This window comes from Microcystis sp. M015S2 (assembly GCF_020245945.1).
Taxonomy (GTDB): domain Bacteria; phylum Cyanobacteriota; class Cyanobacteriia; order Cyanobacteriales; family Microcystaceae; genus Microcystis.
Genome location: NZ_JADBTX010000075.1, coordinates 1 through 8,104, shown reverse-complemented (window position 1 = coordinate 8,104; position 8,104 = coordinate 1). Strand labels below are relative to the sequence as shown.

7 protein-coding genes and 2 pseudogenes are annotated in these 8,104 nt (G+C 45.6%); 4 read left to right on the top strand and 5 right to left on the bottom strand.

Annotation, left to right across the window (positions count from 1 at the left end; genetic code table 11):
* Together IM473_RS14255 and IM473_RS14250 are read left to right on the top strand one after the other, a co-directional pair.
* Window positions 1-154 (top strand): amidase family protein (locus IM473_RS14255; protein WP_287658213.1); only part of this gene is annotated, 154 nt, incomplete at its 5' end.
* 276 nt (window positions 155-430) lie between these two features.
* Entirely contained in the window at window positions 431-724 is a 294-nt protein-coding gene (locus IM473_RS14250) for a hypothetical protein (protein WP_287658212.1), read from the top strand.
* A gap of 6 nt (window positions 725-730) precedes the next feature.
* Here IM473_RS14250 and rsgA read toward each other — a convergent pair whose 3' ends face one another.
* The 4 genes from rsgA to dnaK form a co-directional block, all read right to left on the bottom strand.
* On the bottom strand, window positions 731-1,807 hold the full coding sequence (gene rsgA, locus IM473_RS14245; RefSeq protein ID WP_287658211.1) for a small ribosomal subunit biogenesis GTPase RsgA: 1,077 nt from the start codon (window positions 1,805-1,807) through the stop codon (window positions 731-733).
* Window positions 1,808-2,029, bottom strand: a complete 222-nt coding sequence (locus IM473_RS14240; RefSeq protein ID WP_002738399.1) for a sulfurtransferase TusA family protein — start codon at window positions 2,027-2,029, stop codon at window positions 1,808-1,810.
* 2 nt (window positions 2,030-2,031) lie between these two features.
* Entirely contained in the window at window positions 2,032-3,156 is a 1,125-nt protein-coding gene (gene dnaJ / locus IM473_RS14235; RefSeq protein WP_287658210.1) for a molecular chaperone DnaJ, read from the bottom strand.
* 212 nt (window positions 3,157-3,368) lie between these two features.
* Window positions 3,369-5,417, bottom strand: a complete 2,049-nt coding sequence (gene dnaK / locus IM473_RS14230) for a molecular chaperone DnaK (protein WP_287658209.1) — start codon at window positions 5,415-5,417, stop codon at window positions 3,369-3,371.
* Between the two features lie 399 nt (window positions 5,418-5,816).
* Between dnaK and ahr the strand changes: the two genes are divergently transcribed.
* On the top strand, window positions 5,817-6,821 hold the full coding sequence (ahr, locus tag IM473_RS14225; protein ID WP_287658208.1) for an NADPH-dependent aldehyde reductase Ahr: 1,005 nt from the start codon (window positions 5,817-5,819) through the stop codon (window positions 6,819-6,821).
* Between the two features lie 28 nt (window positions 6,822-6,849).
* A pseudogene (locus IM473_RS14220) lies at window positions 6,850-7,023 on the top strand (Uma2 family endonuclease); the annotation flags it as partial.
* Between the two features lie 474 nt (window positions 7,024-7,497).
* Here IM473_RS14220 and IM473_RS14215 read toward each other — a convergent pair.
* Window positions 7,498-8,104: pseudogene (locus tag IM473_RS14215) on the bottom strand (transposase family protein); the annotation flags it as partial.

The window sequence follows — 8,104 nt, the reverse complement described above, 5'->3', positions numbered from 1 at the left end:
GTTAAGTCTTCCCTGCGGTTTTGATGGGCAAGGTTTGCCAATTGGTTTACAATTAGTGGGTAATGTGCTGCGCGAAGATCAATTATTTCACGTCGCCCACGCCTACGAACAGGCCACCGATTGGCACAAACGTCAACCATCAGTTCTTCCTTAAGACTTGGTATATTCTTTTAACGCAAATACCAAAAACTGCCATATAGTCTATTCTCCTATTAATAAATCATTCCAAGAGGGGATTTCCCATCTACAAAACTTTAACCTCCCTTATCCTAGCTGCCGCAACGAACTGTCCCTTAGTCCCACGCCAAGGTACTTATATGGTTCAGTTAATTACGGATGAGAGCAGTATCAACCTCTACCCAACAAAAATTAATGGTCAAGGATGTCCAGCTAAAGGGGGGGGAAAGTAATTATTCAACCTGATGGACTTATGATTCCAATTCAAGTAAATACTTGGGGGCCTAATAATTTTGACTTTGGCGGGCGAGGTGAATTTGCCAGTCGAGTAGAATCTGGAAATGAACCAATGCAATGGGTCGGCACATCTTCACACTCCTATTTTGCGGTTGAGTACAGGGGGACAGTACGTCAAGGTCAGTTATCAGGGGCAAGGTGGAAATACAACAAGCTATGGCTCTGCTCATACCATGATATGATCACTGCTGTTAGATTTTCATCTTTAGACAGTATTTATAAAGCAACCCTGAAGATAAACGAAACCTAACCGATTCTATTCAGAATCATCATTATAAATATCTTGGAGAGTTTTATTTTCGTAGCGTTCCTGATCTTGATTTTTGCCGCGACGGGAAGGACGACGATATTTTTTATTGGCTAATTTGGGTTCGTAGGTTTCTTGACCTGCTTCTTTAATTTTTAACTTTAAATTTGACTCTTTTGTGCTAGTTTTCTGTAATGTCTGTTCTCGTGCGAGCGCCTCTTCTAAAAACTCTAAATAATGTTGGTAACGTTCCCAATCTCCCCTCACCACACAGTTAGGTTCCCGACGGTGAGTACAATCATTAAATTGACAATTTCCCAAAGCTAAACGCTGTCTCACTTCCGGAAAATAAAAAGTTAATTGTTCCGGTGAACAGTTAATATCCGGTTGGTTAAAACCAGGACTATCGGCCAATAAACCCCGATTTGGTAAAGCAAATAACTGCACATGACGGGTAGTGTGACGACCTTTTTGCAGTTTTCCCGACACATCCCCCACCCGTTGATTAATCTCAGGAATTAGACAATTAATTAAACTCGATTTTCCCACCCCCGATGGACCGGCCAAGAGAGTGATTTTATGGTTTAATTGTGCCAATAAAGCCTCAAATCCCCGATTTTTCTCGACACTGACAAAAAAGGGCCGGTATCCCCAACTAGCTAGGCGATCGCCCCAGAGTTCTATTTGTTCCGGTTCCCCCAGATCGATTTTATTGACACAGACCGCAATTTCTAAGCCTGTGGACTCGGCTTTCACCAAAAAACGACTAATCAGCCAAGGATCGAGGACGGGTTCGGCAAGGGCAAAAACTAGCAAAATCTGCTCGATATTAGCAACGGCTGGCCGATCGATCTCGGTACTGCGGGGGAGGACTTCTGCGATCGCACCCTGCCGATCATCAAAATTGGCTTCCTCCACGCGCACCCGATCACCAACCATCACCGATTGACCGATTTTTTGCAAGCGAGCGCGACGGGTACAGAGAAGATTCTCGCCCATAACGGGAGAATCCAAGCGTACCTGATAGAAATTCGCCTGTACGGCCACCACTGTGCCGTATAAATCGGTTAATTGTGCATCTACCATTTAGGAATCGGGGCGATAGACTTTGAGAACAAAAAAGCTATCTCGGTCCTCGATCGATTCTATCTGATAACCCTCCACTGTCAGGCTAGTGGGAACCTGTTCGATCGGTTCCCCGGCATCTAACCAGACTTCCAACCGTTCCCCGGCGGTCATTTTCTCTAATTGCAATTTTGTGCGGACAAAATTAATCGGGCAGGGAGTGCCGCGCAGGTCTAAAGTCATAGTTATTTATGGAAGATATTACCTAAAAATCCCTCGATGCCGCCTTTCCCCACGGTTTCCCCGCGAACTTTCGCTATTTTTTCCAGCAATTCCCGTTCTTCTCCCGTGACACGGGTAGGAATCGAGATTTTAACGGTAATACGATGATCACCGCGACTGACGGGATTGCCTAATTTGGGAACCCCTTTATTTTCTAAAATCAGTACGGTGTTCGGTTGAGTACCGGCAGGGATAGTCAGGTCTTCTTGGCCATCTACCGTATTAACTTTGATGGTACATCCTAAAATCGCTTGGATATAGCTAATCGTGATATCCGATTTAATATCATTGCCTTCCCGTTGAAATTCCCCATCGTTTTCCACGGTTAGATAAACGAATAAATCCCCTGGCGGCCCGCCTTTAAGTCCTGCGTCTCCTTCCCGGGCAACGCGCAATTTCATGCCGTTGTCAACCCCCGCGGGGATGGTAATTTTCAGTTTTTTGGTTTCCTGTCTACGTCCAGAGCCGCCGCAAACGTCGCATTTTTCCTCGATCACTTCGCCAGCGCCGTCACAGGTGGGACAGACCGAAACTTGAGCAAAAGTACCGAAGGGAGTACGGGTGGCCCGACGCACCTGACCCGTACCACTGCAAGTAGTACAAGTATGGGAACCGGTCCCTGGTCTGGCCCCACTGCCTTTACAGGTTTGACAGGTTTCCAGATGACGGATGCGGATTTCCTTTTCGCCGCCAAAGACCGCCTCGCGGAATTTTAGTCTAAAATCGAGACGTAGATCCTCGCCCCGGGTAGGGCCTGTGCGTCGGCGGGCGGTTGCTTGGCCGCCCATGCCCCCGAAACCACTAAAGATTGTCTCAAAGATATCGGCGAAACCGCCCATATTGTCGGGATCAAAACCGGCAGCGCCCCCAGAAACCCCAGCTTCACCAAAGCGGTCATAACGATTGCGGGTTTCTGGTTCCGAGAGAATTTCGTAGGCGCGGTTAATTTCTTTGAAGTGTTCCTCGGCTCCCGGTTCTTTGTTAACATCGGGATGGTATTTTCGGGCGAGACGACGATAGGCGCGTTTGATGTCTTCTTTACCGGCATCTCGCGAGACACCTAGAATTTCGTAATAATCAGTGGGCATAGGGGGCTATGGTTCTGCTCGCAATTTATAAATAGAGTTTAAGTCTAGTTGTTACTTTAACAAAGTATACATAATAGTTTAGTTGGGTTATCCCTACTATTTTTTTGGTAAGGAAGTGGGGAGTCGGGAAGTGGGGTGATAGGGAGGTGGGGTGAATAAATAAAAATAGTCTCCTGACGACCGACGACCGACGACCGATGGCTTTTCCCTTTTTAATCTACGGCCTCGTAGTCACTGGTGCTCATTTCTTCCCCATCGTCGGGATCATCATCACTGCCCGATTCGGTGGAGTTAGTTTCCAGATTACTATAGGTTCTGGTTCTAGTGCGGGAGAGGGTTGGCCCGTTGGTGAAGGTATTCAAGGAAGTGGCTTGGGTGCGGGTGGGTCGAGTCAGTTTTTCGGTGACATCGATCGGTTCAAAACCAGTACCGTTAAGGGTTTGGTTTTGCTCTTGTCTACCTGTGTAGATGCGGGTGCCGATTTCGAGGACAATCTGACGAAATTCTGCCAAGGTGGTTTTTAGCTTTTCTGGGGATATGGAGGGGTCGCGCAGAGCGATTTCCAACTGTTGCCGCTTCTGGTCGGCCAGTTGCCGGATATCGGGGGCGACTAACTGACTGTTTTCCCTGATGGTGACTTCGTAGCTATAGAAAAGACTATCGGATTGGTGGCGAATATCGATCATTTGCAGACGACGGCGATCAGATTCGGCGTATTTTTCGGCTTCTAGGCGCATTTTTTCAATTTCGTTCGGTTTCAGCCCTCCAGTATGGCTAATTAAAATGCTTTGTTCTTTGCCGGTGCCTTGGTCGCTGGCGGCCACTTTCAAGATGCCGTTGACATCGATCTCAAAGGCCACTTCGATTTGTGGCACCCCCCTAGGGGCGGGAGGAATTCCCGTCAGGAGAAATTTACCCAGGGTTTTATTATCCTGGGCCATAGCTCTTTCCCCTTGCAGAACATGAATTTCCACCGAAGTTTGACCATCGGCAGCGGTGGAGAAAACCTGAGATCTACTGGTGGGGATAGTGGTATTGCGATCGATAATTTTGGTAAAGACTTCGCCGAGGGTTTCAATGCCGAGGGAAAGGGGGGTGACATCGAGTAAGAGAATATCTTCCACTTCTCCACCTAAAACTCCGGCTTGAATCGCTGCCCCCAAAGCAACGGCCTCATCGGGGTTAACAGAGCGATCGATCTGGCCGGTAGAAAAGAAACGGGAGATTAATTCCTGGACGGAGGGAATTCTGGTGGAACCACCAACGAGAATAACACGATTGATATCGCTAGGCTGCAGTTCGCTATCTTTGAGGGACTGTTGTACGGGTTCGAGGGTTTTTTCTACCAATTCTCTGGTTAATTCCTCGAATTTAGCGCGAGTTAGTTCTAATTCTAGGTGTTTAGGGCCAGTTTCGGCGGCGGCAATGAAGGGGAGATTGATTGAGGTGCTAATCATGCTAGAAAGCTCGATTTTGGCCTTTTCGGCGGCTTCTCGCAGTCTTTGGATCGCCATGCGATCTCTGGACAGATCGATGTTTTCTTGACTTTGAAAGTTCTCCACCAGCCACCGCACTAAGAGGTTATCAAAATCGTCCCCCCCAAGATGGTTATTGCCGGCCGTGGCTTTCACTTCAAAGACTCCCTTCCCCAGTCGCAGGATGGAAACGTCGAAGGTTCCTCCCCCTAGGTCAAAAACGAGGATATGTTGATCTTCGTTTTGTTTATCTAAACCGTAAGCTAGGGCGGCGGCGGTGGGTTCGTTAATAATTCTTAATACTTCTAGTCCTGCGATCATCCCCGCGTCTTTAGTGGCTTGACGTTGGGCATCGGTAAAATAGGCGGGAACTGTAATCACGGCCTCGTTAATCGGTTCTCCCAGATAGGCCTCGGCATCGGCCTTTAATTTTTGCAGGATCATGGCCGAGATTTCTTGGGGGGTAAATTCCCGACCGCGAATTTTGATATTGACGGTATCATCGCGACCGCGTTGGCAATGATAGGCAACTCGTCCCCTTTCTGCCTCGGTGTCTTGCCAACGCCTACCGATAAAGCGTTTGATGCTATAGACGGTATTTTCGGCATTAGTGACCGCCTGACGTTTGGCCAGTTGTCCCACTAGGCGCTGGGCCTTACCGAATCCCACAATACTAGGAGTGGTTCTTCCCCCTTCTGCGTTGGGAACTATAATCGGCTGACCTCCCTCTAGTACGGCAATGCAACTGTTGGTTGTCCCTAAGTCGATGCCGATGACTTTTCCCATGACGCTCTAATAATAACGATAGTTAATAGGATACAATCGCTGACAAAAATTATCCCCAAATTAGAAACGGGCCTTTTACCTCGTCTAATCTTACCGAGGATGAAACAGGACAATTTCTGTCCGATCCCAACAAAACTTGTCGGTAAAGTCCGCAAGCGGCCAGCGAGCGGTCTATATATTAAGGGTAACCCAAAACCAGTAATTTTGCTGATGCTGCCAGTTAGCGATCGCCTCTGGCTAATCTTAAAATTCCCGTTTTTAAGATTTTTTTAATCATCGCGAGCGGAATTCCTTGATGTTGATGTCCCTAGCAGTGGAATTATCGCCAAATCTTCTTAACCCGAATTCAGATCAATTTGGGATAAGATAACCAATAAACCGATCCTAGAGGACTTAATCATGATTAGAGCCTATGCTGCCCGAGAAAAAGGGGGAAAACTAGAACCTTTTGACTACGATCCGGGTATATTAGCGGATGAAGATGTAGAAATCGCGGTGGAATATTGCGGCATCTGCCACAGTGACCTAAGTATGCTCGATAACGATTGGGGACTGACTACCTATCCCTTTGTCCCCGGTCATGAAGTGGTCGGTACGATCGCCGCTCTTGGTGCTAAAGTCAAAGAGTTAAAATTAGGGCAAAGAGTCGGTCTTGGTTGGTTTTCCCGTTCCTGTTCCACCTGTGAAACTTGTATGTCGGGGGATCAAAACCTTTGTGCCACTGCCGAAGGAACTATCGTCGGTCGCCATGGTGGTTTTGCCGACAGAGTCCGCGCTCATCATAGTTGGTTAGTTCCCCTGGGGAACCAGTTAGATGCTGCCAAAGCTGGCCCGCTTTTTTGTGGTGGTATAACCGTCTTTAATCCCATTGTCCAATTTGATATTAAACCCACGGCCCGAGTTGGTGTCATTGGTATTGGTGGATTGGGCCATATAGCCTTAAAATTTCTCAAAGCTTGGGGCTGCGAAGTAACCGCTTTTTCTAGTAGTCCCGACAAAGAAACAGAAGCAAAAGAACTAGGGGCGACTCATTTTATCAATTCCAGAGACCCCGAAGCTTTGCAATCGGTACAAAATTACTTTGATTTCATCATCTCTACCGTTAACGTTAATCTCGATTGGGGTCTTTATATCGCCTGTTTACGTCCCAAAGGTCGTCTGCATATTGTTGGGGCTGTTCTTGAACCCATGGCTACCTACGCTTTCCCCTTGATTATGGGTCAAAAATCGATTTCTGGCAGTCCTTTGGGTAGTCCCAGTACCATCAATAAAATGATCGAATTTGCCTCTCGCCATGGCATTGAACCGGTCACGGAAACCTATCCTATCTCGCAGGTGAATGAAGCCATGGAAAAATTGAGAACTGGACAACCTAAATATCGCCTCGTCTTGCAGATGAAATAAAACCATCTCTATCCCGGACGTAACCCCGATGACTCAACCCCTCACTCCTCCAGTTATCGATTGGGAAGAACCCCCCATTCCCCCAGAAGACTTGATTTTTGATGACGGAGAACCATTGGAAATCCACCGTCACCGCAAGGCTATGAATGTCTTAATCGATTCTATCGAACAAGTCTATCAGGATCGAGAAGACTTTTTGGTTCTTCGGTTTGTGTTATGCAATGGACGGGGCTGTAAGGGATGAAACCCTTATATAGAAAGACATTGCTGCGATTTTTGTCAATCGTTTTCGATCTAGAACGAACTAATCCATTAAGTCTCTTGCCAGATAAGGATTTAGTCGATTTATGCCACCCTATTGAACCATACCAAGTAACGAAGAACCGACTTTTTTGTTGGCGGTAATATGTTTATTTAGTTTAGCCGTGAGCGGGTTTTTAATAGAACTCTTGCAAATTAATTATATGTTAGGATGATGGGTTAACTAATTTTCCCCAAAAAATTAGTTAATTAGCACATTTGTTATGAATAAAAACCTGAAGTTTTACTTTTAACTCAAAACTCTTTAGAGCTGCTTTAATTTGGTTATCAAAACCTCTTTATTTAAGCGGACCAAACTATCTCAATTATAAAAATTGAGAATAAATTCTCCTTGTAGATTAATGTTTGACAACTTTTAAGAAGTTGCTACACCTGTCCCCAACTCATAGTTACAAATAGCCGCCAACAAGTTAACTCTTAAACTATATCTTCGACGACAATTCCAATATTTACAGGATAAGATTTTCAAGATTTTGAGTTTCCTATTTATAGGTTCAATGCTCATCTTTTCTTTGGCTAAAGCTTTGTTATAATCCTTTTCTAACTCTGTTAATTTTCTATTTTTCGGTTTCTTTTTCGGTGTATAAATATTACTATGGTATGCAGCTATTCCCCGATAACCACTGTCTTCTATGCTGGTAGTTAAAGGATGAAAACGAACCCGACTTTTTTTAAATAAACTAAAATCATGACCGCTGCCTTTCCCACAAAAGACACAGATAATTTTCTCGGTATTTTGAGCAGCTACTAATTGGGATTTTCAAGTATGATAACCTCTTTTACCACCAAAAAAATCTTTCTGTTTCTTCTGGTGGCTTTCTATGGGAGTTTCCGTTACATCCATTACCGTTACGACCGGTATCTCTGCTTGATTTAGTAGAGCTTTTTTTCCTTTTAAACGGAAGTTTCCCGATTGTCAAAGCATTTTTTCCGTCTTATTTACAATCCGACCTATAGTTGAT